Source organism: Streptomyces luteoverticillatus, from assembly GCF_003970715.1.
Classification (GTDB): Bacteria; Actinomycetota; Actinomycetes; order Streptomycetales; family Streptomycetaceae; genus Streptomyces; species Streptomyces abikoensis.
The window spans coordinates 3,024,562-3,049,872 of record NZ_CP034587.1; the positions used below are offsets into that span (position 1 = coordinate 3,024,562).

18 protein-coding genes and 1 pseudogene are annotated in these 25,311 nt (G+C 72.2%); 11 read left to right on the forward strand and 8 right to left on the reverse strand.

Going from position 1 to position 25,311, the window contains the following annotated elements:
• The first annotated feature begins 35 nt into the window (after positions 1-35).
• The gene (locus EKH77_RS13085) at positions 36-638 is read left to right on the forward strand and encodes a 5-formyltetrahydrofolate cyclo-ligase (RefSeq protein WP_126914573.1); all 603 of its coding nucleotides are present in this window, start codon (positions 36-38) and stop codon (positions 636-638) included.
• Between the two features lie 151 nt (positions 639-789).
• Here the strand turns inward: EKH77_RS13085 and EKH77_RS13090 are convergent, their stop codons facing one another.
• Complete coding sequence (locus EKH77_RS13090) at positions 790-3,732, reverse strand: penicillin acylase family protein (protein WP_126914574.1); 2,943 nt, start codon at positions 3,730-3,732, stop codon at positions 790-792.
• A gap of 323 nt (positions 3,733-4,055) precedes the next feature.
• Here EKH77_RS13090 and EKH77_RS13095 point away from each other — a divergent pair, with 323 nt between their 5' ends.
• The 5 genes from EKH77_RS13095 (at position 4,056) to EKH77_RS13115 (ending at position 9,368) form a co-directional block, all read left to right on the forward strand.
• A complete protein-coding gene (locus tag EKH77_RS13095) occupies positions 4,056-5,582 on the forward strand; it encodes a potassium/proton antiporter (RefSeq protein ID WP_240667340.1) in 1,527 nt (508 codons plus the stop codon).
• 249 nt (positions 5,583-5,831) lie between these two features.
• Positions 5,832-7,109 (forward strand): MFS transporter, encoded by a 1,278-nt coding sequence (locus EKH77_RS13100; protein WP_126914576.1) that lies wholly within the window; start codon positions 5,832-5,834, stop codon positions 7,107-7,109.
• A gap of 66 nt (positions 7,110-7,175) precedes the next feature.
• Complete coding sequence (locus EKH77_RS13105; protein WP_126914577.1) at positions 7,176-7,484, forward strand: FmdB family zinc ribbon protein; 309 nt, start codon at positions 7,176-7,178, stop codon at positions 7,482-7,484.
• A gap of 107 nt (positions 7,485-7,591) precedes the next feature.
• Entirely contained in the window at positions 7,592-8,437 is an 846-nt protein-coding gene (locus tag EKH77_RS13110; protein ID WP_126914578.1) for an S-methyl-5'-thioadenosine phosphorylase, read from the forward strand.
• Between the two features lie 493 nt (positions 8,438-8,930).
• Complete coding sequence (locus tag EKH77_RS13115) at positions 8,931-9,368, forward strand: MscL family protein (protein WP_126914579.1); 438 nt, start codon at positions 8,931-8,933, stop codon at positions 9,366-9,368.
• Here the strand turns inward: EKH77_RS13115 and EKH77_RS13120 are convergent.
• A complete protein-coding gene (locus EKH77_RS13120; protein ID WP_126914580.1) occupies positions 9,365-9,556 on the reverse strand; it encodes a hypothetical protein in 192 nt (63 codons plus the stop codon). The genes EKH77_RS13115 and EKH77_RS13120 overlap by 4 nt on opposite strands.
• Positions 9,557-9,706: 150 nt before the next feature.
• Here EKH77_RS13120 and EKH77_RS13125 point away from each other — a divergent pair, with 150 nt between their 5' ends.
• Positions 9,707-10,945: a low temperature requirement protein A gene (locus EKH77_RS13125; protein ID WP_126914581.1), complete on the forward strand. Its 1,239-nt coding sequence runs from the start codon at positions 9,707-9,709 to the stop codon at positions 10,943-10,945.
• 38 nt (positions 10,946-10,983) lie between these two features.
• Positions 10,984-12,101: pseudogene (locus EKH77_RS13130) on the forward strand (P1 family peptidase).
• Positions 12,102-12,340: 239 nt separating this feature from the next.
• Here the strand turns inward: EKH77_RS13130 and EKH77_RS13135 are convergent.
• Positions 12,341-13,900 (reverse strand): MFS transporter, encoded by a 1,560-nt coding sequence (locus tag EKH77_RS13135; RefSeq protein WP_397613236.1) that lies wholly within the window; start codon positions 13,898-13,900, stop codon positions 12,341-12,343.
• 116 nt (positions 13,901-14,016) lie between these two features.
• Between EKH77_RS13135 and EKH77_RS13140 the strand changes: the two genes are divergently transcribed.
• On the forward strand, positions 14,017-14,976 hold the full coding sequence (locus EKH77_RS13140; protein WP_126914582.1) for a helix-turn-helix transcriptional regulator: 960 nt from the start codon (positions 14,017-14,019) through the stop codon (positions 14,974-14,976).
• A gap of 114 nt (positions 14,977-15,090) precedes the next feature.
• Here the strand turns inward: EKH77_RS13140 and EKH77_RS13145 are convergent, their stop codons facing one another.
• On the reverse strand, positions 15,091-16,095 hold the full coding sequence (locus EKH77_RS13145) for a sigma-70 family RNA polymerase sigma factor (protein ID WP_126914583.1): 1,005 nt from the start codon (positions 16,093-16,095) through the stop codon (positions 15,091-15,093).
• A gap of 460 nt (positions 16,096-16,555) precedes the next feature.
• On the opposite strand from EKH77_RS13145, the gene EKH77_RS13150 reads away from it, so the two are divergent.
• Positions 16,556-16,990, forward strand: coding sequence for a hypothetical protein (locus EKH77_RS13150; protein ID WP_126914584.1), 435 nt, complete (start codon positions 16,556-16,558; stop codon positions 16,988-16,990).
• A gap of 139 nt (positions 16,991-17,129) precedes the next feature.
• Complete coding sequence (locus EKH77_RS13155; protein WP_126914585.1) at positions 17,130-18,176, forward strand: questin oxidase family protein; 1,047 nt, start codon at positions 17,130-17,132, stop codon at positions 18,174-18,176.
• A 52-nt stretch (positions 18,177-18,228) separates the two neighbouring features.
• Here EKH77_RS13155 and recQ read toward each other — a convergent pair whose 3' ends face one another.
• The 4 genes from recQ to EKH77_RS13180 all read right to left on the reverse strand — a co-directional run bounded on the left by recQ (position 18,229) and on the right by EKH77_RS13180 (position 25,289).
• Entirely contained in the window at positions 18,229-20,247 is a 2,019-nt protein-coding gene (gene recQ, locus EKH77_RS13160; RefSeq protein ID WP_126914586.1) for a DNA helicase RecQ, read from the reverse strand.
• Positions 20,248-20,364: 117 nt separating this feature from the next.
• Complete coding sequence (locus EKH77_RS13165; protein ID WP_206279851.1) at positions 20,365-22,434, reverse strand: restriction endonuclease; 2,070 nt, start codon at positions 22,432-22,434, stop codon at positions 20,365-20,367.
• 68 nt (positions 22,435-22,502) lie between these two features.
• Entirely contained in the window at positions 22,503-23,105 is a 603-nt protein-coding gene (locus EKH77_RS13170; protein WP_164737792.1) for a hypothetical protein, read from the reverse strand.
• Positions 23,106-23,210: 105 nt separating this feature from the next.
• Entirely contained in the window at positions 23,211-25,289 is a 2,079-nt protein-coding gene (locus tag EKH77_RS13180) for an RICIN domain-containing protein (RefSeq protein ID WP_240667342.1), read from the reverse strand.
• Positions 25,290-25,311 lie beyond the last annotated feature (22 nt).

The following is a 25,311-nucleotide window of genomic DNA, read 5'->3' on the forward strand; positions in this document are numbered from 1 at the left end:
CCGAGTATGACCCCAGACAGGAGAATGCCGAAACCATGTGCGCGTCAGCAGAGGTCCCCCAGCCCGACAAGGCGGCGTTGCGGCGCGCCCTCCTGGCGGTGAGAGCCAGTCTGACCAGGGACGACGTCCTCGCGCGCGAGGCGGAGCTGGGCCGGCGCGCCCTGGAGCTGCCGGAGCTGGCGGACGCGCGGACGGTGGCCGCGTACGTGTCCATCGGCGGGGAGCCGGGCACTCGAGCGCTGCTGGACACGCTGCGTGACCGCGGGGTGCGGGTGCTGCTGCCCGTCCTGCTGCCGGACAACGATCTCGACTGGGGGCTCTACCGGGGCCCGGAGGGTCTCGTCCGGGCGGGCCGGGGCCTGCTGGAGCCGGACGGGGAGCGGCTCGGCCCGGAGGCCGTCACCGGCGCCGACGCGGTGCTGCTGCCCGGGCTCGCCGTGGACGGGCGCGGGCTGCGGCTGGGGCGGGGCGGCGGCTCGTACGACCGGGTGCTGGCCCGGCTGGACCGCGCGGGGGCCGATCCGGCGCGGGTCGTGCTCCTCTACGACAACGAGGTGGTCGCGCGGGTCCCGGAGGAACCGCACGACCACCCCGTGCACGCGGTGATCACCCCTGCCGGGGTCCGCCGCTTCGGCTGAGCGCCCCGTCAGGGGCGCGGGACGGTGTCGCTATTGCGGCTACCGCCGCGTGGGCGCGACCAGCCACAGTCCACCCGCAGCCGCGGGACCGCACTTCCGGCGGAGCGCCCGGCGCCCGGCACCGCCGGACCTGGCTACCCGCCGGGAGGGCTCACGGCTTCAGCGTCAGCACCGCGTCCTTGCTCTTCTCGACGGCGTCCTTGCCGAAGGCCCACGGCAGGAGCTCGCCCTTGGCCCACTTGTCCGTCTGGTCGTAGTAGTGGGCGTTGTAGGCGTGGCCGGAGGCACCGGTGAGGTTGATCCAGCGCGACTTGTCGAGGTCGCCGAGGTTGACGACCATCCGCATGGACGGCACCCAGACGACGCCGTAGCCGCCCGCCGCGTTCCAGCCGGCGGCATTGACCGCCGCCTCGCCGCCCGCGAGGTTCCAGGGACCCCGGTTGAGCATCCACCGGACGATGCCGGGGCCCTCCTTGCCCAGGGTCTGGTTCTTCAGGTTCAGCTGGTGCAGCCGGCCCCAGCTCCACTGGGTGACGTCCTTGCCGAGCTTGGAGGTCAGCTCCCAGCGGGCGTCGATCATGGCCTTGGCCAGCAGCTGGTCACGGTTGGCGGCACCCGGGTTGGCGCGCGTGCCGTTGGTCTTCCACCAGGCGTTGTCGGGCTTGTCGAGGATGTTGCGGACGACCTCGAACCAGCGGTCGCCACCGTCGGGCTGCGCGTTGTCGGGGTCGCGCTCGCCGCACTCGAGGACGAGGCGGGTGTTGCCGTCCAGGTCCTCCTGCGGGCCGGAGTCGTTGGCCGGGCGCACTCGCAGGCACTGGCCCTTGACCCGCAGCTCCTTGGGGAGCTTGTTGCCGAAGGCGAGCTTGAGGGTGTTGCGCCACACCGCGTTGAAGTACGCGGCGGCCGCCGAGTCGGGCTCCTGGGTGTAGTCCCAGTCCTTCAGCAGCTTCTGCGCCTCGCGGACGTACTTCGTCTCGCGCTCGTTGGCGCCCTTGACGTCGATCTTGAGCAGGTAGGGCGTCAGCAGCTTGCCGATCTCGCTGCTGTTGTCCATCTGCATCTTCTGCATGTCCTCCGTCGAGATCTTCCCGCCGTCCTTGATCTTCGACTGGATCATGTCGTTTATCCGCTGGCTGCGGGCGCCGTAGCCCCAGTCCTGCGTCAGGAGGTACGGGTAGCTCTTGTCGGCGACGGCCTGGTTGGCGGTGACGATGTAGCCGCGCTTGGGGTTGTAGTCGTACGGCAGCGCGGACTGCGGCACATAGTCGGTCCACTGGTAGGCCGGGTCCCAGCCGGGGGCGGGCAGCCGGCCGTCGGGCGTGGCGGCCTGCGCGTCGGGCTTGGCGCCGTCCTTGGCGTCGATCTTGCCGTCGCCGTTGACGTCGGTCTTCGGCTCGCCGGTGGCGCCGCTCTGCGCGGGGGTGCCATTGGCGCCATTGACGCCGTTCCGGCCGGTGGTGCTCGTCTCGCCGCCCTTGGCCGCGTCGACGCCCGCCTTGCCGCGGACCGGGATGCGGCCCGGGGCCTGGTAGCCGATGTTGCCCTTGGTGTCGGCGTAGATCAGGTTCTGCGAGGGGACGTCGAAGTCGGCCGCCGCCTTGCGGAAGGAGGCCCAGTCTCCCGCCTGGTCCAGCGCGAACAGGGCGTCCATCGTCTTGCCCGGGTCCAGCGCGGTCCAGCGCAGCGCGACGGCGTAGCCCTCGGCGCGGTCCGGCGCCGGGTCCTGCACGGGCGCCTTCTCGCCGACCTTGACGAGCTCGTCGTTGCGGTCGGAGACGATCGGGCCGTTGTTGGTCTCGCGGACGGTGATCTCACGGCTCTTCTCGCCCGCGACCTTGATGGTCTCCTTGCGGGTGACGAAGGGCTTCTGCTTGCCGTCGTAGAGGTAGCTGTCGGCGGTGACCTTCTCCAGGTAGAGGTCGGAGACGTCGGCGCCGAGGTTGGTCATGCCCCAGGCGATGTCCTTGTTGTGGCCGATGACCACGCCGGGCATGCCCGCGAAGGTGTAGCCGGCCACGTCGAACGGGCACTGCGCGCCGGTGGTGTTGCAGTGCAGGCCCATCTGGTACCAGAGGGAGGGCATCTGCGGCGCGAGGTGCGGGTCGTTGGCCAGCAGCGGCTTTCCGGTCGTCGTGTACTGGCCGGAGACGACCCACGAGTTGGAGCCGATGCCGTTGCCGCTGGGGCCGAGCAGTGCCGGGATCTTCTCCAGGGAGCTCGACAGCGAGGCGAGGCTGCCGCGCAGCCCGTTCGCCGCGCCCGCGCCCCCGGCGGTCGCCGGGTTCTGCGTGCCGGCGGCCTGGGTGCCGCCGGTGGCGGCGCCACCCTTGGGGTCGAAGGTCTTGGCGCTGTCGACCGCGCCGCCCTCGACGATCGGCTTGTTCCGGTCGTACGGGTACGCCGGGTACAGCTCGTCGATCTGCTGGGGGGTCAGCCGCGAGGACGCCAGGGACCGGTCGATCTCGTCCTTCATATTGCCGCGCAGGTCCCAGGCCATCGCCTTGAGCCAGGCGACGGAGTCGACCGGGGTCCAGGGCTCGGGCTTGTAATCGTTCTGGAACTCGAGGGCGGCGTACTCGACGGACAGCGACTTGCCCTTGTGGTCCTTCAGATAGGCGTTGACGCCGTCGGAGTAGGCCTGGAGCCACTTCTTGGTGGTCGCCGACAGCTTGGTGTCGTACTCCTGCTGCGCGACCTTGCGCCAGCCCATGGTGCGCAGGAAGGCGTCGGTCTCCACCTGGCCGGATCCGAACATCTCGGAGAGTCGTCCGGCCGTCAGATGACGGCGGACGTCCATCTCCCAGAAGCGGTCCTGCGCCTGGACGAAGCCCTGGGCGCGGAAGAGGTCCTCGGCCGAGTCGGCGTAGACCTGGGGAATGCCGTGGTCGTCGCGGACGACCTTCACCTGACCGGACAGGCCCTTGAGCTGAAGGGTTCCGTCGGTCTCGGGGAAGGAGGCGCGAACGGTGCTGACGCTCCAGTACGCGCCGAAGGCGACGCCCGCCACGAGCAGCAGCACGGTGGTGATCACGAGCAGGCGGGCGCGTCGCCCCTTCTTCTTTTTGCCGGGGCCGTTCTTGTTGGCGGGCATCGCTGTCCTTTGAGGGGCAGATGGTCCTGGGAATGCTGGAAGCAACCATAGGCGCAGGGCGCGGGAGACCCGGACGCGGTGCCGTGCCGACGGCATCCGGCCAGGCGAGGCCGTGCCGAAGAGGCGTTAAGAACCCGTAAAATATTAGATGAGGAAATTAACTTCCTCTGGACGCATCCCCCATTGCCCCCGCCCTCGCGGCCCCCAGGACAGGAGGAACGTTTCGGCCGCATCGTGAACACCCCGACGCCGTATGACGACGCCCGTGGAACATCTCGTGAAGGGACCGGCCCCTGACTGTCCACCACCTCAACGAACTCCTGTTGATCTGCTCGCTCGTGCTGCTCGTGGCGGTGGCGGCGGTCCGGATCTCCTCGCGCAGCGGGCTGCCCAGCCTGCTCCTCTATCTCGGCATGGGCGTCGCCATCGGCCAGGACGGCATCGGCGTCTCCTTCAACGACGTCGGCCTCACGCAGGTCATCGGCTACGCCGCGCTGGTCGTGATCCTCGCCGAGGGCGGTCTCGGCACGAAGTGGCACGAGATCAAGCCGGCGCTGCCGGCCGCGGCCGTGCTCTCCACCTTCGGCGTCGCGGTGAGCGTCGGTGTGACGGCCGCCGCCGCGCACTATCTGGCCGGCGTCGAATGGCGCCAGGCACTGATCATCGGCGCCGTGGTGTCCTCCACGGACGCGGCCGCCGTCTTCTCCGTCCTGCGGAACGTTCCGCTGCCCGGCCGGCTCACGGGTGTCCTGGAGGCCGAGTCCGGCTTCAACGACGCCCCCGTCGTCATCCTCGTCGTGGCCTTCTCGGCCGCCGGACCGGTCGACCACTGGTATCTGCTGCTGGGCAAGATCGCGCTGGAGCTGGTCATCGGCGCCGCCGCCGGCCTGCTGATAGGCATGGCAGGCGCCTACGGCCTGCGGCACGTGGCACTGCCCGCCTCCGGCCTCTACCCGATCGCCGTCATGGCCATCGCCGTCACCGCCTACGCGGCCGGCGCGCTCGCCCACGGATCGGGCTTCCTGGCCGTCTATCTCGCCGCCCTGATCCTCGGCAACGCCAAGCTGCCGCACTCTCCGGCCACCCGCGGCTTCGCGGAGGGGCTGGGCTGGATCGCCCAGATCGGCATGTTCGTGCTGCTGGGCCTGCTGGTCACCCCCCACGAGCTGGGCGACGACATCGTGCCCGCGCTGGTGGTGGGCCTGGTGCTCACGATGGTGGCCCGCCCGCTGTCCGTGTTCCTCAGTACGGCACCCTTCGGGACGCCCTGGCAGGAGAAGGCGCTGCTCTCCTGGGCCGGGCTGCGCGGCGCGGTCCCCATCGTCCTGGCGACCATCCCCATGGTCGCCGGGGTCCCCGACAGCCGCCGGATCTTCAACATCGTCTTCGTGCTCGTGATCGTCTACACGCTGGTGCAGGGCCCGACCCTGCCCTGGCTGGCGCGGCACCTGAAGCTGGGCGACGGCGAGGAGGCCAAGGACCTGGGCATCGAGTCCGCGCCGCTGGAGCGGCTGCGCGGGCATCTGCTGTCGGTCTCCGTCCCCGACGGTTCGCGGATGCATGGCGTGGAGGTGAGCGAGCTGCGACTGCCCGCCGGGGCCGCCGTCACCCTGGTCGTCCGCGACGGCGCGAGCTTCGTGCCGGGCCCCGCGACCGTCCTGCGCCACGGCGACGAGCTGCTGGTCGTGGCCACCGACCCGGTGCGCGACGCGACCGAGCGACGACTGCGCGCGGTCGGCGAGGGCGGCAAGCTGGCCGGCTGGCTGGGCGAGGCCCCCGCACCCCCGGAAAGTGCGGCGGCAAAGCGGCGAGCAAAGAAGGGTCTGGTGAAGAAGAGGTTGGTTAAGTAAGATATTCGACTATTCGCGTGCGTACCGGGAGTCCCACCGGGACCCCACACGCCACGCGTGCGACACGACAACATCGAACCAACTCTGCCTGACGCAGAGCTGGCGCGACCGCACGGCGGCCGTGGCCGCATGAGGCGGCCGGATCGGTATCTACCACGGTCCTGCGCGAGAGGACAGCTCTCGGCGCGCTCCGTGCGACGTATTCCCGTTCGTCCGGAGCGTGCTACCAGGCGGCGGAAAGGCCGGACCGTGGCAGCCACGGTCAATGACAACGACGGGGCCCGCGCCGGGTACGGCAGCCTGCTGCGCACGCGCGGCGCGCTGTCGTTCCTGCTCCCCGGGTTCCTGGCGCGCCAGCCGTTCGCGATGCTCACGATCGGCATCCTGCTGCTGGTCAACGACACCACCGGCTCCTACGGCACCGCGGGCACCGTCTCGGCGACGGCGGGCGTGGCCATGGCCCTGTTCGCCCCGCTGAGCGGCAAGCTCGCGGACCGCTTCGGACAGGCCGCCGTGCTCATGCCCGGCGTCGTCGTCCACGCCGCCGCGATCTCCCTGCTGACGGCGCTCGCGCTCTCGCACGCGCCCCTGTGGGCGCTGCTCGCGGCGGCCGTGCCGGCGGGCGCGTCGACCCCGCAGATCGGCCCGATGGTCCGCGCCCGCTGGGCGGCCAAGCTGGACGGCTCGCCGCTGATGCCGACGGCCGCGGCCTTCGAGTCGGTCACCGACGAGTTCACGTTCGTGATCGGCCCGGTGCTGGCCACCGCGCTGTGCACCGGCGTCCACCCGGCGGCCGGCCTGATCGCCGAGGCGGCCCTGACGCTGATCGGCGGCCTGGTCTTCGCCTTCCAGCGGGGCACGCAGCCCGTCCCGACGGGCCGCGCGGCCGCCGGGAGCGCCGAGGGCACCTCCGCGCTGTCCGTGCCGGGTGTCCGGGTGCTGGCCATCACCATGCTCGGCATCGGCACGGTCTTCGGCGGCATGCAGGTCTCGATGACCGCCTTCACCAAGGAGCTCGGCGAGCCCGGCCTCAACGGTCTGATGTACGGCACGTTCGCGGCCGGAAACATGATCGCGGGCATCGTCTGCGGCGCCGTCGCCTGGAAGTCCAGCGCGCAGCGCCGGCTGCTGACCGCCTACCCGCTGCTGGTCCTGGCCACCACCCCGCTGTGGGCCGCGCACGCGCTGCCGCTGCTGGGCGCCGCGGGCCTGCTCGTGGGCCTGTGCATCGCGCCCTCGCTGATCACCGGCTACACGCTGGTCGAGAAGCTCGTCCCGGCGAGCGCCCGGACGGAGGCCTTCACCTGGCTGACCGGCGCGGTCGGCCTGGGCCAGGCGGCCGGCGCCACCGTGGGCGGCCGGCTGATCGACGCCCACGGCGCGAGCACCGGTTTCCTGGTGCCGCTGGGCGGCACCGCGCTGGCGCTGGTGGTCCTGCTGGGGCTGCGCAAGGCGCTTACGCCGAAGGGCGAGTCGGTCGTCGCGGCACGTGGGGTCGGTCACCGTGAGCCCGTTTCGGTGGACTGACGGGCCGGAATACTGCACTATTGAGCGTCGTTAGCACTCATTGAGTGAGAGTGCCAGGAGGAACAAGTGCCGACTTACCAGTACCAGTGCACCGCGTGCGGCGAGGGCCTCGAAGCGGTGCAGAAGTTCACCGATGACGCCCTGACCGTGTGCCCGCAGTGCGACGGACGCCTCAAGAAGGTGTTCTCGGCGGTCGGCATCGTCTTCAAGGGCTCGGGCTTCTACCGGAACGACAGCCGTGGCGCGTCGTCCAGCAGCACCCCGGCGTCGAAGTCGACGTCTTCTTCCTCTTCCTCGTCGTCTTCGTCTTCGTCTTCCACGACGACGAGCTCGTCGAGCGCGTCGAGCACGACCAGCAGCAGCTCGGCCGCCTGACACGCGCCCATACGCGGTTACGCAGCTTCTCCACGGAGCCCGTCGCCCCCGTTCTCGGGGGTGGCGGGCTCCGTGGCGTGCGGGGACGGTCCGGCTAGGGTGAGCGCATGGCCGAGACCAACAGCGCAGCGACGATAGGGGTCATCGGGGGATCGGGGTTCTACTCCTTCCTCGACGACGTGACCGAGATCACGGTGGAGACGCCCTACGGGGCGCCGAGCGACTCGCTGTTCCTGGGCGAGCTGGCGGGCCGGAAGGTGGCCTTCCTGCCCCGTCACGGCCGCGAGCACCGCACTCCCCCGCACCGCATCAACTACCGGGCCAACCTCTGGGCCCTGCGCTCGGTGGGCGTCCGGCAGGTCCTGGGCCCGTGCGCGGTGGGCGGCCTGGTCCCGGAGCACGGGCCGGGCACCCTGCTCGTGCCGGACCAGCTCGTGGACCGGACGAAGTCCCGCGCCCAGACCTTCTTCGACGGGGAGCCGCTGCCCGACGGCTCGGTGCCCAACGTGGTCCACATGACCTTCGCCGACCCCTACTGCCCGGCCGGGCGCTCGGTGGCCCTCGGGGCGGCGCGTGGGCGCGGCTGGGAGCCGGTGGACGGCGGGACGATGGTCGTGATCGAGGGGCCGCGCTTCTCGACCCGGGCCGAATCGCGCTGGCACGCGGCGCTGGGCTGGTCGGTCGTCGGCATGACCGGCCACCCGGAGGCGGTCCTCGCCCGTGAGCTGGGGCTCTGCTACACGTCGATGGCGCTGGTCACGGACCTGGACGCGGGCGCGGAGGCCGGTGAGGGCGTCTCCCACGAGGAGGTGCTGCGGGTCTTCGGTGAGAACGTGGACCGGCTGCGCGAGGTGCTGTTCGACGCGGTGGGCGCGCTGCCGAAGACGGCGGACCGGGACTGCCTGTGCACGCGGGCGCACGACGGCTGGGACCTGGGGATCGAGCTGCCGTAGAGGGACGCGGGCGGGCCGGGGGTCCCGGGGCTACCGGGGGCTACCGGGTGACGAAGTTGTCCACAACCGGCGAGTAGTCCACAGGCCTCAGCGGGACCGGCGCGGAACGGGGATCGTAGGGAACGTCAGCCGACGCTCCCTCTCCCCCGTCGCCAGGTGGTGTTCCCATGTCCGCAGCACCCACAGCACCCCTCATGCCCGCCGTGCCCGCGACCCCCATTCCCCGTTCCTTGGCCTCCGTCTCCCGCTCGTACCCCGCGCCCTGGACCCCGCCGGGGCGCCGGGTGCCGATGTTCGCGCCGGTGCGTGTGGGGCGGCGCGGGCGACGCCGACGCACCCGGGCGCCGGTTTGCGGATTGGACAGACCAGCCAGACTCTCTCGTATGTTATGGAATCGGCCATTCCGGCATAGGTACGTACAGAGAGAGGTTGTTCGGTGAGCTCCGGGAGCGATAAGAAAACAGGAGTCCTCGGGGGTTTCAAGGCCTTCCTGATGCGGGGCAACGTGATCGACCTCGCGGTCGCCGTCGTCATCGGAGCGGCGTTCACCAACATCGTGAACTCTGTGGTGAAGGGCGTCATCAACCCCGTCGTCGGTGCCTTCGGCACCAAGGACCTCGAACGCTACGCGTCCTGCATCAAGGGCCCCTGCACCCGTAGCGCCGCGGGCGAGGTCACCAAGGGCGTCTACATCCAGTGGGGCTCGGTACTCAGCGCCACGCTGACGTTCCTGATCACGGCGGCGGTGGTCTACTTCCTGATGCTGCTGCCCATGAAGCGCTGGCAGGACCGCCAGGCCGCCAGGACCCCGGCGGAGACCAAGCCGGACGAGCCCACCGAGATCGAGCTGCTGGCCCAGATCCGCGACGCCTTGACCGAACAGCGCCGAGGCCCGGGCTCAGGCTCGGACTCCGTCCCGGCCCAACGCTAGATGTGGTGGGGCGGCTTCTCGTCCAGGAAGCGGGCCAGGTCGGCGGCGCCGCCGCCGGTGGCCGGGCGGTCGCCCCAGCCGCGGTCGGTGTCGTCGGAGGACTGCCGGTCCAGCGGGTCGTCGAAGATCAGCGCGGCGGCCGGGGACGCGGGGTCCCGGCGGGGCGCGGGCTCAGGGGCGGTGCTCATGCGTCCAGGGTACGGGCGGCGCCCCCGGCCGGAAGGCCGCGAGCCGACGAGACCGCCGGGTGCACGGCACGGCACGCAGTACTCGGCACCCGACACTCGGCACGTGAGGTTCGACGCGCGGCGGGCCCGCACCCCGGCGACAATCGCCCCATGAGCGACGAGGAGCCGAACGGGGAGCCGAACGGGGAGCCTCCGCCTCCCGACCGCCGCTCCGGCGTCCTGCGCCGGATGACCGCGCGCGGGCGGGACGAGGAGCACCGGGCCGCGACACCCCTCGAGCTCTTCTTCGACCTGTGCTTCGTCGTCGCGGTCGCCCAGGCCGGCAGACAACTGGTCCACGCGCTCGCCGAAGGGCACCCAGGACACGGCATTCCTGGCTATCTCATGCTTTTCTTCGCGGTGTGGTGGGCCTGGGTCAACTTCAGCTGGTTCTCCTCCGCCTACGACACGGACGACGTCGTGTACCGCGTCGTCACGCTCGTCCAGATCGCGGGCGTGCTGATCCTGGCGGCGGGCATCCCCCGCGCCTTCGACGAGGCGAACTACACGGCCGTCTGGCTCGGCTACGCCGTGATGCGGCTCGCGCTCGTCTCGCAGTGGCTGCGGGCCGCGCACTCCTCCGCCGGGGCGGAGCGGCGCACGGCGCTCAAGTACGCCGTCGGCGTCTGCCTGTGCCAGGTCGGCTGGCTGGGGCTGCTCCTGCTGCCGGACCGGGCCAAGCCCTGGGTGTTCCTGGTGATGGCGATCGCCGAGATGGCCGTGCCCGCGATCGCGGAGAGGCGACAGCAGACCGCCTGGCATCCGCACCACATCGCCGAGCGCTACGGCCTGTTCACGATCATCGTGCTGGGTGAGACGGTGTCGGCCGCCACGGTCGCCGTCCAGTCCGCGCTGGACGAGCACGAGGCGGTGGGGGAACTGCTGCCGATCGCGAGCGGCGGCCTGCTGTTGATCTTCGCGGCCTACTGGATCTACTTCGCCGTGCCCATCCACCTCCACCTGGCGTCCAACCGCCAGGCGTTCCTGTGGGGCTATGGCCACTATCTGGTCCTCGGCTCGGCGGCGGCCATCGGCGCGGGCATCGAGGTGGCGGTCGAGGAGTCGGTGGGCAAGGCGCACATCTCCACGTTCGCGGCGTCGGCCTGTGTCACCGTTCCCGCCGCCCTGTTCATGTTCTGTGTCTGGCTCATCCACTCCCGTCACTACAAGCGCGGCACGGCCCAGCAGCTGGTCCTGCCCGTGTCGGCGCTTGCCGTTCTCGCCTGCACGTTCGCGGGCGGGGCAGCGGTGCTGCTGGCGGGTCTGGTCGGGGTGGCGACAGTGGCAGTAGGGGTGACGCTCTTCACGCGCAACCCGCCAGAACCCGAGCCATCACCTCAACACAGCTGACTCCTCCATATTCTGACGGTCCGTGATACGGATGCCGTATGACTGACGCTCGCCTCACACCCACGCCCGGACCCCAGGACGGCCTCACTGATGTCCACGGCCTCCACGTGGGTCACGCCCACCGCAGGGGTGACGGCGCCCTCACCGGCACCACGGTCGTCCTCACCGCGCCCGGTCTGGGTGGCGCCGTCGCCGCCGTGGACGTCCGCGGCGGCGGGCCGGGCACCCGGGAGACCGACGCCCTGGACCCCCGCAATCTCGTCCAGCGCGTCGAGGCCGTCGTCCTGACCGGCGGCAGCGCCTTCGGCCTGGACGCGGCGTCCGGTGTCATGGCGTATCTGGAGGACGCGGGCCGGGGCTTCCGGGTCGGGCCGGATCCCGCGCAGGTCGTCCCGGTGGTCCCGGCGGCCGCCCTGTTCGACCTCGGCCGGGGCGGCGACTGGCGGGCCCGCCCTGACGCCGCGCTGGGCCGGGAGGCCGCCGAGGCGGCGGCCCGGACGGCACCGGGGGCACCCGTCGCCCTGGGCACGGTCGGCGCGGGCACCGGCGCGGTGGCGGGCGGGATCAAGGGCGGCATCGGCACCGCCAGCGTGGTCCTCCCCTCCGGGGTGACGGTCGCCGCGATCGCCGCTGTCAACGCGGCGGGCTCCGTGGCCGACCCGGCGACGGGCGTGCTCTACGGGCGGCTGTACGAGGGCCGGCCCGTCGCCTATCCCTCCCCGAGCGGCACCGGGCGGCCCAGGAGGCCCTGGCTGTGGCGCGGCAGGAGTCGGCCCGGCGCTGGGCGGGTTCCGTCCGCCCCCCGCTCAACACCACCATCGCCGTCGTCGCCACCGACGCCGTCCTGACCCGCGCCCAGGCCCAGAAGCTCGCGGGCACCGCCCACGACGGCCTGGCCCGCGCGGTCCGGCCGGTCCATCTGCTGACCGACGGGGACACGGTCTTCGCCCTGGCCACGGGCGCCCGCCCGCTGCCGGTGGAGGACCATCTGCCCGGCAGTGCGGACTTCGCCGCCGGCGCGGTCAACGAGATCCTGGCGGCCGGGGCGGACGTTCTGACCCGCGCCGTGGTCAAGGGCGTCCTCGCCGCGGAGGGCGTCGACGGGCCGGGCGGCGTCTTCCCCGCCTACCGCGACCTGTACGGCACGGACGCCTGACCGCCGTCGGGGTTTCCCGCGCCTTCGGCGCGGGTTTCGCCCACCCACCCGCCCGATTACCCGGAACGGGACCCACGAGGTAGTAACGGAAGGGGGCGGGGTGGGGTGGATGGGCCCTGGTAGGGGCGTAAAGAGCTCTTCGCCGCTGGAGCAAAATACGGGGCAACCGTCACCAAAGTGGCAGGCACCGCGAAGAGCTCAGCCCCGTAAGGGCCCGTCCACCCCACCCCGCCCCCGGCCTACACGGCGGCCCGCTCCTTGTGCGACGCGACCGCCTCGCCACCCTGCGCGGGCAGCGCCGACCCGGCCGCAGGAGCCACAGACTTGCGCGGCAGCGCGAACATCAGGGCAAGCACCACGCCCAGCACCGCCGCGACCCACCACATGCCGTGCCGGAACGCCGCGCCGAACGCCTCGCCCGCGCGACCCCGCGCCATCTCGCCCTCGTCAAGGGCGTTGAAGAAGACGACCGACACCAACCCGAGACCCACCGCGTTGCCCAACTGCTGCGTGGTGTTTATCAGCCCGGACGCCGAGCCCGAGTGCTCACGCGGCACCCCGGCGATGACCGTCTCGGTGAGCGGGGCGACGATCAGGCCCATGCCGAGGCCCATGACGGTCAGCGGGAGGGCCATCTGCCAGGGGTGGATGCCCGTGCCGAAGTGCTCGGACTCCCAGATGTAGAGCAGGACGCCGGCCATCATCGCCAGCGCGCCGGCCTGAAGCACCTTGCGCCCGAAGCGGGGGACGAGCTTCTGGACCGAGAGGCCCGCCGCCACCGACACGGCGATGGAGAAGGGGATGCCGGTCAGGCCCGCCCGCAGCGGGCTCCAGCCGAGCCCGATCTGCATGTAGAGGGTCCAGATCAGGAAGAAGACACCGCAGGCGACGCCGAAGGCGACCTCGACGCCGATGCCCGCCGCGAAGCTCTTGACCTTGAACAGCGACAGCTCGACCAGCGGCGAGCCGTCCTTCCGCGACTTGTGGCGCTCGTAGGCAACAAAGGCGACAAAAACAACCGCGCTGCCGGCCATGCAGAGGAAGCCCCACAGCGGCCAGCCCAGCTCGCGGCCCTGCGTCAGCGGGTAGAGCAGCATCAGCAGCCCGCCGGTGGCGAGGGCGACGCCCACCAGGTCCAGCTTGAGCGCCTGCGGCGCGCGGGACTCGGAGATGTAGCGACGGCCCATGATCAGGCCGGCGATGCCCACGGGCAGGTTGACCAGGAAGATCGGCCGCCACTCCAGGCCGAAGAGGTTCCACTGGGTGAGCAGCGCGCCGAGGATGGGGCCGGAGACCGCGCCCAGGCCGACGACGGCGCCGAACATGCCGAAGACCTTGCCGCGCTCGTGGGCGGGGAAGGTGGCGTGGACGATGGCCAGCACCTGCGGCACCATCAGCGCGGCCGTGGCGCCCTGGAGGACGCGCGCGGCGACGAGGAGGTGGGGGTCGCCCGCGACGCCGCAGAGCATCGAGGCGAGGGTGAAGCCGCCCATGCCGAGGAGGAACACACGACGGCGCCCGTATATGTCGCCGAGGCGGCCACCGGTGATCAGTCCGGCGGCGAAGGCGAGGGCGTAGCCCTCGGTGATCCACTGGAGGATGCTGAAGGAGGCGCCGATGTCCTTCTGGATGCTCGGCATGGCGATGTTGACGATGGTGACGTCCACCAGGTCCATGAAGGAGGCGGTCATCACCACGGCGAGCGCCAGCCAGCGGCGGCGGTCTGCGATCGCGTCGGGGGCGGTCGCGTCCGGGGAGGCCCCGGCGGCGGGCGGGTCGGTGGTGGCGGTGCTGGTCACAGGGGTCTTGCCTTTCCTCTTCCTGCGCGCCGGATCGTTTCCCTCACCCGGTGCGCCCACCACGCTAGGGGGCGTATAGGTCAGGTCATGTCCTAGATGCCTGCCACCCTGGTGAGATGACGGACACCCCGGCACGGCTGCTGAATCTGCTCTCTCTCCTCCAGACACCTCGCGAATGGCCCGGCAGCGAGCTCGCCGAGCGGCTCGGTGTCAGCTCCCGCACCATCCGGCGGGACATCGAGCGGCTCCGCGATCTCGGCTACCCCGTACAGGCAACGATGGGGGCCGAGGGTGGGTACCGGCTGGCGGCCGGAGCCGCCCTGCCGCCGCTGGTCCTGGACGACGAGGAGGCGGTCGCCATCGCGGTGGGGCTGCGCGCGGGCGCGGGCCATGCCGTGGAGGGCATCGAGGAGGCGTCGGTGCGGGCGCTGGCCAAGCTGGAGCAGGTGCTGCCGGCCCGGCTGCGGCACCGGGTCTCGGCCCTGCAGGCCGCGACCGTGCCGCTCACCGGTGGCGACGGCGCGACCGTGGACCCCCACACGCTGACCGTGATCGCCTCCGCCGCCACCGGTCACGAGCGGCTCCGTTTCGCCTATCGCAAGGGTGACGGCACGGAGACGAAGCGCCTGGTCGAGCCGCACCGGCTGATCAGCACGGGCCGCCGCTGGTATCTGGTCGCGCATGACGTCGAGCGCGGCGACTGGCGGACGTTCCGGGTGGACCGGGTGAGCGAGCCCTTCGCGACGGGGGCCCGTTTCGCCCCGCGTGAGCTGCCGGTGCCGGACGCGGCGGAGTACCTGAAGCGGTCGATGGCGGGGCTCCAGCCGACGTACCGGCTCGTGGTCACGTTCCGCGCCCCGGCCGAGTCGGTGGCCGCCCGGCTGCCGAACTGGCTCGGGGTGCCGGAGCCCGTCGACGCGACGACGTGCCGGCTGGACGTCACCGCGTCCGACTCCGTCGAGTGGGTGGCTCTACGGCTGGCGATAGTGGACTGCGAGTTCGAGGCACACGAGCCGCGCGAGCTCGTCGACCACCTGCGCGAGCTGGGCGCCCGCATCAGCAGGGCGGCGCTCTGAAGGCCCTCCGCCCCCGCCCCCACGAAGGCGAAGGCGGACATAAAAGGGCCCCGGCGCAAGGGGGGGAGATGCGCCGGGACCCGGCCTGCTGGCTTATAACCAGATTAGACCCGTTTAGGCCGCCGCGTCGAACCCTGTGGCGTGTGCCATTTTCTTCAGCTCCAGAAGCGCGTGCTTCTCGATCTGCCGGATGCGCTCACGCGTCAGCCCGTGCTGCTTGCCGACCTCCGTCAGCGTGCGCTCGCGCCCGTCCTCGATGCCGTACCGCGCCTTGATGATCGACGCGGTGCGCTGGTCGAGGCGGCCGATGAGATCCTCCAGCTCCTCGCTGCGCAGCAGCGCGATGACCGACTGTTCCGGCGAGACGGCGGAGGTGTCCTCCAGCAGATCGCCGAACTGGGTCTCGCCCTCGTCGTCCACGGACATGTTCAGGCTCACCGGGTCACGGGCCCAGTCGAGCACGTCGCCGACGCGCTCGGGCGTGGTGCCCAGCTCCTCGGCGATCTCCGCGTGCTCCGGGTCGCGCCCGTTCTCGCGGTTGAACTCGCGCTGCACCCGGCGGATGCGGCCCAGCTCCTCCACAAGGTGGACGGGGAGCCGGATCGTACGGGACTGGTCGGCGATCGACCGGGTGATGGCCTGGCGGATCCACCACGTCGCGTACGTGGAGAACTTGAATCCCTTGGTGTAGTCGAACTTCTCCACCGCGCGGACCAGGCCGGCGTTGCCCTCCTGGATCAGGTCGAGAAGGGGGAGGCCACTGCGCGGGTAGCGCCGGGCGACGGCGACGACGAGACGCAGGTTGGACTTGATGAAGACGTCCTTCGCGCGGGCGCCCGCGGCGGCTATCGCCGCCAGCTCCTCGCGCGACGCCTCGCCCGCCCGGTCCCCGCCGGCCTCCAGGCCGTCCAGGATCTGCTGGGCGTAGACGCCCGCCTCGATGGTCTGCGACAGCTCGACTTCCTCGGCGGCGTCGAGCAGGGGTGTACGCGCGATCTCGTCGAGGTACATGCCGACCAGGTCGCGATCGGCGATCTCCCCGCCTGTGGCGCGAACACTGCTTGCCTCGCCAGTCCGCTGTGCGGTGGTCTGACGACGGGCGACGGCACGGGTTGCCATGCGTACTCCCTTGCGATGAGACGTGTCGCGGGATGGGCCAGGTGCCCCGGGGGCACCCCGTCCGAAGTAAAGAACGGCCGGAATCCGGACAGAATTCCCCAGAGACGTCTTCTTTTTATGGATCATGCAGTACCCTGTCCGGCCGCACGGCGGGTACGCGTGGTGACGGAGCTCGGGGAAGCGCAGGTCAGCCCCGGTGGGGCGGTCCGTCCCACGGCCCTCGTGCGCCCCCGCGGCCACGACGTCCATGAGACGGCCGTCACATCGCGGCCATTCCGCTCCTACCCCGCTTCCTCATCCCCAAGGACGCCGGTCATAGGTCACCGGTTGCCCGGGAAGGCCCGGAAGGCCGGTTTCCTGACGGCTCCGACCGGGCCCGTGGCGGCGTAATCGAGCGTGATCGAGTTGCCCCGGCGATGGGGCGGGTGTGCCCTGGTGGACAGAGCGAGAGGAGCCCGCCATGACGCACTCGATCCTGCCCGGCCGGCACCACGCCCACGAGGGGCCCGGACCGGTCCCCCGCACCGGCCACGTCCGCCACGAGCGCACGGCCCCCACCCCCACCTGGGCGGTGCCCGTCATCGGCGGCTTCGTCCTCGGCCTCTACGCGGTGTTCCTCGCCCATGAGAACGGCTTCGGCGAGCTCCAGGGCTGGATGCTGGGCCTGGTCGCGGCCGTGGTCTCGGCGGGCCTGGGCTATCTGGTGATCCGCAACCGCGGCAAGATGATCACCGAGGTGCGCGCCGCCTCGTTCGGGGCGCTCTTCGGAGTCTCCATGGGTTTCCTGCGCAGTCTCACCCGGGTCTCGGTGCTGGAGGCCTCCTGGATCGGCCTGATCTTCGGCGTGTGCATGGGCCTCGCCTCGTACTACGTCTTCTACTGGCACGAGCACTGAACGAGGCCGAACGCGGTCAACGAGGCGGCATCGGACGCGCGGAGTACGGACGGAGTACCGGCGACCTACGCCGGTGAGCCATGGGGCGTAGGTCCGGCGACCGTTCCGCCCGGGCCGCCCCCGCTCCTACGGTGAGGCCATGACCGCCATTACTGAGGACGGCACACTCGACGAAGCACTGCAGCGCGTCCACTCCACCGGCCCGGAATTGTCCCAGGGCTGGCTCTCCAACCACGCCCCCATGGCCGTGGAGGCCCTCGCCCGCCACGGCCAGGCCCGCACGGTGCACCGCTGGCTGGACGCCTACCGGCACCGGACGGACGAACTGCCGTCCGCCGCCCTGACGATCACCGACGACAACTGGCGCGAGGCCCTCGGCGACCCCCGCCACCTCGGCTCCTGGATCGCCCACTTCACCCGGCTGACGGCCGAACTCCCCTGGACGGACGTGCTCACCGCATGGTGGCCACGGCTGCTCCCCGGCATCATCGCCGGCGCCACCCACCCCGTGATCCGCGTCGGCCACGCCGTCCGCACCCTCCTCACGGACGGCGAGACCGAGCCCCGCACGGCCGAACTCGCCCACGCCCTGGGCTACTGGGCCGCCCGCCACCAGCCGCTGCCCGTCACCGTCACCCCCTCCGGCGGCGCGGGCCCCCACCGCGCGCTGGACGCCGTACCGTCGCTGGCCGTCCAGGAGGGCGGCGTCCTCGACCGCCTCGCGCGGCTTCCCGCCGCCGAGGGCTGGCCCGCCGCCGCCAGCGGCCTGCGGCGGCCCGCCGGCCCGGACGACGCGCGCGACCTGCTGACGGAGCTCGTCCGCGCCACGGTCGCCCGCTACCCGCGCTACGCCCACGGCGACGCGGTCATGCTCGTCCACGCGGCGACCGCGCCCAACGCCGTCCTCCGCGTCCTGCCGGCGCTTCCCCGCGCCTTGTGGGTGCCCAGCCTGACGGCGGCGTGGGAGGCGAGCGCGGTCCTCACGGCCGCGTACGCGCCGGCGCGGCCGGTGTTCCCGGCAGCGCCGGGGGTCACCACGACGATGGAGGAGTCCTTCGCGCTGGCGGCGGCGCACGGGGACGCGCACGTCATCAAGCTCGCCGACACGGCGTGGGACGTGGGCGGCCCGGCCGCCCTGGCGGCGACGGCTCGCGCGTGCGAGCTGATCGAACCGGGCGACGGCTGAGCGGCCGGGTTTCCGAGGGGGCTGCGCCCCCTCGCCCCCGCCCGGGGACTTCCTAGTCCTCAGCCCAGTACGGCGGCTCCTCGTCCGGCCACGGCACCTCGTCCTCGCCCACAGCCTGCGCGGGCACCCGCGCGGGCTCCGGGGCCGGAGCAGGAACCGGAGCAGGAACCGGAGCAGGAACCGGAGCAGGCGCAGGCATCTCCGAAACCTCCCCGCCGTGCTCGCCCAGGACCCCCAGAATCCCCTCCCCGTACTTCGTCAGCTTGCTCTCGCCCACACCGTTCACCCCGGAGAGCGCGTCCAGCGACGTCGGCCGCGCCGTCGCGATCTCCCGCAACGTCGCGTCGTGGAAGATCACATACGCGGGAACGCCCTGCTCCCGGGCCGTCGCCGCGCGCCAAGCGCGCAGCGCCTCGAAGAGGGGTGCCGCCTCCGCTGGAAGATCAACGGGCGCGCGCTTGCCCGAAGCCGGCTTCGCCGTCTTCGCCGCCCGCGCCGGCTTCGGTTCGCGCCGCAGCGACACCGTGCGGCGCGAGCCCAGCACGTCGCCGCTGGCGTCGGTCAGGACGAGCGTGCCGTAGTCGCCCTCCACCGCGAGCAGCCCCTGCGCCAGCAACTGCCGCACCACGCCCCGCCATTCGGCGACGGAGAGCTCCGTGCCGATGCCGAAGACGGACAGCGTGTCGTGGTCGAACTGGATGACCTTCGCGCTCTTCTTCCCGAGCAGGATGTCGATGATGTGGCCCGCGCCGAACTTCTGCCGCCGCTCCCGGGCCAGCCGGAGGATCGCCGAGAGGAACTTCTGGGCGGCGATCGTGCCGTCCCAGGTCTCCGGCGGGGTCAGGCACGTGTCGCAGTTGCCGCACGCGGTGCTCGGCTGGCCGAAGTAGTCGAGCAGCCGCGTCCGGCGGCACTCGACGGTCTCGCACAGGGCGAGCATCGCGTCGAGGTGGGCGGCCAGCCGGCGGCGGTGCGCCTCGTCGCCCTCGGAGCCGTCTATCAGCTTGCGCTGCTGGACGACGTCCTGGAGGCCGTAGGCCAGCCAGGCCGTGGACGGCTGGCCGTCGCGCCCGGCGCGGCCGGTCTCCTGGTAGTAGCCCTCGACGGACTTCGGCAGGTCGAGGTGGGCGACGAAGCGCACGTCCGGCTTGTCGATGCCCATGCCGAACGCGATCGTGGCGACCATGACGATGCCGTCCTCGCGCAGGAACCGCGACTGGTTGGCCGCGCGCGTCCGCGCGTCGAGGCCCGCGTGGTACGGCAGGGCCTCGACGCCGTGCTGCGCGAGGAACGCGGCGGTGTCCTCGACGCCCTTGCGGGAGAGGCAGTAGACGACGCCCGCGTCGCCCGGGTGCTCGGTGCGCAGCAGCTCCAGGAGCTGCTTCTTCGGGTCGTTCTTGGGCGCGATGCGGTACTGGATGTTGGGCCGGTCGAAGCTGGCGACGAAGTGCCGGGCGTCCTGGAGCTTGAGCCGGGTGGCGATCTCCGCGCGCGTCGCCTCCGTGGCCGTCGCGGTCAGGGCGACGCGCGGCACGTCCGGCCAGCGCTCGTGCAGCTGTGACAGGGCCAGGTAGTCGGGGCGGAAGTCGTGGCCCCACTGGGCGACGCAGTGCGCCTCGTCGATGGCGAAGAGGGAGATCTTGCCCCGGTCGAGCAGCCGCAGCGTGGACTCCACGCGCAGCCGCTCGGGCGCCAGATAGAGCAGGTCCAGCTCGCCCGCGGCGAACTCGGCCTCCACCAGGCGGCGTTCGTCCAGGCCCTGCGTGGAGTTGAGGAAGCCGGCCCGCACCCCGAGCGCGCGCAGCGCGTCGACCTGGTCCTGCATGAGGGCGATCAGCGGGGAGATCACCACGCCGACCCCTGGTCTGACGAGCGCGGGGATCTGGTAGCAGAGCGACTTGCCGCCGCCCGTGGGCATCAGCACGAGCGCGTCGCCGCCGCCGACCAGGTGATCGATGATCTCTTCCTGGTCGCCGCGGAACGCGTCGTAACCGAAGACGCGCCGCAGGCAGCTCAGGGCCTCGCCGTCGAGGCTTCCGAGCTCTGCTGTGGTCTGTGTGGGGTCGGCCATTGCAGAAGTCTACGAGGCCCCGCCGACAGAACCCGTTGGATCAAGGAACTCCACACGAACGGGTGATCGAGCGATCGAGCGGGTGATCAGGCGGCCTCCGTGACGATCGGACCACGATCACGCGACCTCTATCCCGTACTCCTGCACCAGCGCCTCCAGCCCGCCCGGGTACCCCTGCCCCCCGAGCACGAAGTCCCAGTCGCCGTTCGCCCGCCGCCGGAACGAGCCCAGCACCAGCGCGGTCTCGCCGGGCCGGCCGTCCGAGACCTCCAGCTGCCCCAGCTCGGCTCCCGTCGCGTCGGCGAGACGGATGCGGGCGTCGGTGAACTGCGAGAGGTCGGCCTCCGGGTTGACCTCCGGATCTATGGCCGCGACCAGCACCAGCCGGTCGGCGGCGGCCGGCAGCTCCTCGAAGGCGACGCGCAGCGCGGCCTTGTCGGCGAGGGTGGGCTCCAGCGCCCGGACGGAGCCGTCGGGGGTGCGGGGGTTGTTGTAGAAGACGAAGTGATCGTCGCTGAGCACCCGCCCGCCGTCACAGACCAGCGCGCACACGTCAAGGGCGACCTGCCCCGACCAGGACATGCCCAGCACGTTGTGGGTCTCGGGCCGGCCCTCGGCCGGCTCCTCACCCGAGGAAGCCGCCCGGCCGCCGCCCCGGGCCGGGCGCGGCGACCCGCCCCCGAGCCGGCCGCGCAGCCCGTGCTGGGCCAGCAGGTCCACGAGCTCCTCGCCGGAGACGAGCGTGAGCGGCTTGCCGTTGGCGAAGGCGTACGAGCCCGGGCCGAAGCCGGAGGTCGTCACCAGGACGCCCTTGTTGGCGCCCGCGCCCTGCACCGTGCCGAACAGATCGCGCACGGCGGTCGGCGGGACGGTCTTCCGGTACCGCTTGACCTGCACGATGATCCGGCCGCCGCTGATCGGGTCGGGGTCCAGGGCCTCGACGTCCACGCCGCCGTCGTTGGAGCGGGTGGTCATCACCGCCCGCATGCCGCGCGCCCGGAACAGCTCGGCGACGAGCTCCTCGAACTCGATGGGGTCCATCTCGAAGAGGTCCGGGTCGTCACCGCCGCCGTGGGAGACCACGCCGCGCCCGACGTCGCCCGGCACCCGTCCGGGGCGGACGGCGGCGAGCTGGTCGGGCCGGGCGGACAGCTGCCCGCCGAGGCCGTCGACCAGGCAGTCGACCGCGCTGACCTGCTCCAGCCGCAGGCCCGAGAAGACGGACCGGCCCACCGTCAGCGAGGCCAGGACGATCTGCGCGCGGTGCCCGGTGGCCGGGTCGTGGTCGTCGACGAAGCCGTTGAGGGCGACGGATTCCAGGATCCCGAACTCGTCGGCCGCGAACAGCTCGCGCACCGCCAGCAGCACGCACTGCGCCAGCACGTCCCGGTAGGCGTTCCGGCGCTGGGTGACGGGCCGGGCCGTCTCCTTCTCCTCGTCCGCCGTCGGCATGTACCGCACCGACTTGATCTCGGGGACGATCCCGAAGCCCGGCAGCTCCCAGTCGAGGACGAGCTGCCGGGCGCCCGGGTCGTAGGCGGCGGCTATCTGGTGCGGGAACTCGTCCGGCCAGGCGGTGGAGGCGTAGAGCGCGGCGGAGAAGTACTCCACCACGGCGTCCGGGTCGCCCTCGCGCAGCGCGGTGATCGTCTCGCCGATGCCGGCGTTGTGCCGGCGGATGTCGGCGAGCGTGGCCGCGGCCCACTGGTCGTACTGCTGCCGGTAGGCCGCGAGCTGCTGCTGGCGCTGCGCCTCGGCGGCCTGGGCGGCGTGCCAGTCGTGCTCGTACTGCGCGCGGTTGCCGAAGCCGCGGTAGGCGTTCGGATCGGGCATGGGAACCGGCTGACCCAGGTGGCCGGGGTTGAACGGCTCCAGCCGCTCGGGCCGCTCCAGCGCGCTCGTCCGGAAGCCCGGGGCCCCGCACCCGGCGCTCAGCAGGCTTTCGAGCGCCGTCATCCGCGCGTCGAGCTCCTCCGTGCGCCGGCGCGCCTCCGCCTCGCGCGCCTGCCGGTACGCCTGGCGCCGCTCACGGTCCTGGCGCGCCAGATCCCGCTCGTGCGCGCGCTGCTGCCGCTCCTGCTCGCGCTGCTGCTGCGTCAACGCCCGCTGCCGGGCCTCCTGCTGACGCTGCTGCTGGCGCTGCGCCTCGGCCCATATGCTCATCAGTCCACTGGAGCGGCGACTCATCGGTTACGTTCCCTCCCCCGGCGGACTGCGCTTGCGTGTCGACTTTAGTCGGCTTGCGCGTGAATTGATCACCGCCTGGCGAAAGACCGCCCCGGACGGCGGGATCGCAGCACGAACCAGCCACCGACCAGCGCGATCGTGCTGATGACCGCTGTGAGGACGATGGCGGTGAGGTGGGCGCCACCGTCGAAGGCCGGAGACGGCGCGGCCGGTTCCGGCGAGGCGGCGGGGGCGGCCGCCGCACGGGGCGCCGAGGCAGGTGCCGCGGCGGGCACGGTGACCGTGGCCTCGCCATGGCCGAGGTCGGGGAAACCGCAGTGGAGGGTGACCGTCCAGTTTCCGGGCGGCAGCGACTCGTGGGTGGTGTAGGCGCCCTTGGCGCCGGGGACGGGCACGAGCACCCAGGGCCCCTGGGCGTGCCCGGCGGCATCCCGGGCGGTGAGGGTGCCGGCGACCCGCTCGTCCACGGGGTCGCCGTCGTTCTCCCAGGTCGCGAGGGCCCGGATGTGACCGTCCGAGGGCGGGCCGGGGACGGTGAGGCGGATCGTGTCGCCGTGCGCGGCGGCCGGGCCCGCGGCGCCCAGCGCGAGCAGGCAGACCGTGGCGGTCGTGGTCGCCGCGAGCCGGAGGGTCCGGGAGGTCCGGGAGGTCCGGGAGGTCCGGGAGGTCATCGTCGCTCCAAGAGAAAAGTGGTGGGGGAAGGGCCGGCGGCCACCGGTGGGTGTGACGTGGGGGGTGCCGGTGGCCGCCGGCCCGATCACAGAAGGACTGGGGCGTCAGGAGGCCTTGGCCAGCGTCCAGTTCTGGTAGCCCTGGCTGTTGCGCTGCTGGAGTTCCAGCAGCTGGCCGCCGTAGTACCAGCGGTTGCTGATGCCCAGGACGAGCTGCGAGCCCTGCGGCTGGAGGACGTACGAGCCGTCGCCCGCCGCGGTCAGCCGCCACTTCTGGGCCGAGGTGTCGTCACAGGACCGCTGCGCGACGTACTGGCCGGCCGCCGCCCGCCCGTCGGTGCCCGGCTGGAGGCACTTGCCGGACTGGACGGACTTCAGGCGTACCGCGCCGCCGCCCGCGTTCTCGAACGTCCACTGCTGGTTGGCGTAGCCGTGGCGCTGGTAGGCGATGGCGACGGTGCCGTCGGCGGAGGAGCTGCCCCACAGGTCGGCGGCCTGCCCGGTCAGGCCGTTGACCAGCACGTACTTGCCGCCGGGCCGGGTGGTGCCGGTGGTCGCCGCGAGGGTGCGGAAGGACGCGGCGCGGCCGGGCGCGGAGACCTTGCCCTGCCCGTCGCGCACGGCGACGGCGACCCGGTGGGCGCTGTCGGGCGCGAGCCGGGTGATCCGCAGGGCGGTACCCGTGACGTCGGCCAGCTTCTTGCCGTCGAGGAGCAGCTCATAGCCCTTGGCCCCGGTGACCGGGTTCCAGCCGACGAGCGCGGAGTCCGGTCCGATCTGGGTCACCTGGACGTCGGGGCCGGTGGACGGGCGCGTCGGTCCGGACGTGGGGCCGGTGGTGGGGGTGGGAGTGGGCGAGGGGTTCGGGCCGGGGCCCTTGCCGGCGCCCGCGATGAGGAAGCGGTTGTTGGCGATGTTCCAGTGGGTGGCCAGATAGCTGCCCGGGCTGGGGTTGGTGTGGAAGTAGTCGTCGTGGTGGCAGTCCAGGCGCTGGTCGCCGGCGCGGTCGGGGCAGAGGATCTGCATCTGCGGGTAGTTGGGGGCGTCCGAGTAGCACATGATGTCCCACTCGTCGACGCAGTGCCCGGCGCGGCTGGTGTGGGGGGCGCTGTTGTTGACGGCGCCGAGGTTGTGGCCCAGTTCGTGGGCGGGGGTGCTGCCGCCCCAGCAGCCGGAGTCGGTACGGCCGTAGGAGGGGCCGAAGTTGCTCATGTTGTCCTGGCCGGGGCGCTCGTCACCGTTGAAGGTGCCTATGCCGCAGTAGACCTGGGTGTCCGCGAAGAGCATGTACTTGCGGTCGCGGCGGTTGAAGCCCTTGGCGGCCAGCGCGTCGTTCGTCGCGCCGAACTCCTGGAGGGCGCCCGCGGGAAGCTCGACGTTCAGGACGGACGCGGTGCAGTCGGACTCGGTGACGTAGCGGACGTGCCGTTCCCCGCCGGTCTCCTGGGCGCTGGCGTTGTAGATGAGGTCGGTCTCCGACGCCCACTGCTTGAACGAGGCGGCGTACTGGGCGAAGCGGTCGCGGCCGGGCGCGTGGACGTACAGCACCTGGACGCGGTTGCCGCTCGCGCCGTCGCCCTCGCACACCACGCGCGAGCCGGAGGGGGCCTGCGGCGTGGTCGTACCGCCGCCGGGGGCGGCCGGGGCGGCCACGCCGCCGGTGCGGGCGTCGAGGACGGGCTGGGCACCTCGCAGCGCCTCGGCGGCCGAGGGGCCCCGGCCGCCGTCACCGGCCGGGTCCGTGGACCCGGAGGCGGTGGCGCGGGCCACGGGCGGGGTGTCCTTGGCGATGTCGACGCCCTTGGGCGGCGCGTCCGGGCCGTGGGTGCACAGGCGCGCGGAGGAGACGCGGTAGACGCCGGCGCAGGGGTCGCCCTTGGGCGCGGGGTCGAGGCCGTCGTAGACCATGCCGCGCGACGCGTCGGACTTGGGCGCGGCGGTGAGGGGCGTGGGCGGTTCCTGGTGCCGGGGCGCGGCGGCGGGCACGATCGCGGCGTCCGCCGGGGCGCCCGCCTCGACGTCGGGCGCGGAGCCGGTTCCGGAACCGGTGCCGAGGGTGAGGACCCCGGCGGCGACGGCGGCGGCCGCGACGGTCGCGGCCGCCGTGAGTATCAGTGGTCGTCGTCCGTTCTTCTTCCGACGGTGGGTGGTACCGCGTCTGTCGCGTACGTGCTTGGAGCGCATGGGTGATCCCAACGGTCGTGGA

Excerpts from the sequence above, each read along its gene's own strand:
- EKH77_RS13085 (WP_126914573.1), top strand. The coding sequence starts at position 36 with ATGTGCGCGTCAGCAGAGGTCCCCCAGCCCGACAAGGCGGCGTTGCGG.
- EKH77_RS13090 (WP_126914574.1), bottom strand. The coding sequence starts at position 3,732 with ATGCCCGCCAACAAGAACGGCCCCGGCAAAAAGAAGAAGGGGCGACGC.
- EKH77_RS13110 (WP_126914578.1), top strand. The coding sequence starts at position 7,592 with ATGGCCGAGACCAACAGCGCAGCGACGATAGGGGTCATCGGGGGATCG.
- EKH77_RS13115 (WP_126914579.1), top strand. The coding sequence starts at position 8,931 with ATGCGGGGCAACGTGATCGACCTCGCGGTCGCCGTCGTCATCGGAGCG.
- EKH77_RS13120 (WP_126914580.1), bottom strand. The coding sequence starts at position 9,556 with ATGAGCACCGCCCCTGAGCCCGCGCCCCGCCGGGACCCCGCGTCCCCG.
- EKH77_RS13125 (WP_126914581.1), top strand. The coding sequence starts at position 9,707 with ATGAGCGACGAGGAGCCGAACGGGGAGCCGAACGGGGAGCCTCCGCCT.
- EKH77_RS13140 (WP_126914582.1), top strand. The coding sequence starts at position 14,017 with ATGACGGACACCCCGGCACGGCTGCTGAATCTGCTCTCTCTCCTCCAG.
- EKH77_RS13145 (WP_126914583.1), bottom strand. The coding sequence starts at position 16,095 with ATGGCAACCCGTGCCGTCGCCCGTCGTCAGACCACCGCACAGCGGACT.
- EKH77_RS13150 (WP_126914584.1), top strand. The coding sequence starts at position 16,556 with ATGACGCACTCGATCCTGCCCGGCCGGCACCACGCCCACGAGGGGCCC.
- EKH77_RS13155 (WP_126914585.1), top strand. The coding sequence starts at position 17,130 with ATGACCGCCATTACTGAGGACGGCACACTCGACGAAGCACTGCAGCGC.
- recQ (WP_126914586.1), bottom strand. The coding sequence starts at position 20,247 with ATGGCCGACCCCACACAGACCACAGCAGAGCTCGGAAGCCTCGACGGC.
- EKH77_RS13165 (WP_206279851.1), bottom strand. The coding sequence starts at position 22,434 with ATGAGTCGCCGCTCCAGTGGACTGATGAGCATATGGGCCGAGGCGCAG.
- EKH77_RS13170 (WP_164737792.1), bottom strand. The coding sequence starts at position 23,105 with ATGACCTCCCGGACCTCCCGGACCTCCCGGACCTCCCGGACCCTCCGG.
- EKH77_RS13180 (WP_240667342.1), bottom strand. The coding sequence starts at position 25,289 with ATGCGCTCCAAGCACGTACGCGACAGACGCGGTACCACCCACCGTCGG.